The organism is Pseudomonas sp. SDT291_1_S447, assembly GCF_054070155.1.
Genome location: NZ_JBSVXS010000486.1, coordinates 1 through 211, shown reverse-complemented (window position 1 = coordinate 211; position 211 = coordinate 1). Strand labels below are relative to the sequence as shown.

The following is a 211-nucleotide window of genomic DNA, read 5'->3' as shown; positions in this document are numbered from 1 at the left end:
AACTGGGCGCCGCCGCCAACGGGCGCTTGCTGGCATTGGGGCACACCGCCATTGGTCAGACTTCGCGCTTCGAAGACTTCAGCGAACACGTCGTGGAATGGAGCGGCATGCTCTACCACTGCGACAACGTGCAGCTTACTTATAAGTTGGTGCCCTTGGACGTGTTCACGCCGCTGGACATGCGTGCGCCCGGCGCAGCGCTCGGCGTGAT

The 211-nt window shown here is 62.6% G+C and carries 1 protein-coding gene; it reads left to right on the top strand.

The genetic code is table 11. The features are described 5' to 3' along the window. Window positions 1-211: hypothetical protein (locus ACW9IR_RS30480; protein ID WP_457466336.1), on the top strand; the 211-nt coding region annotated here is incomplete at both ends.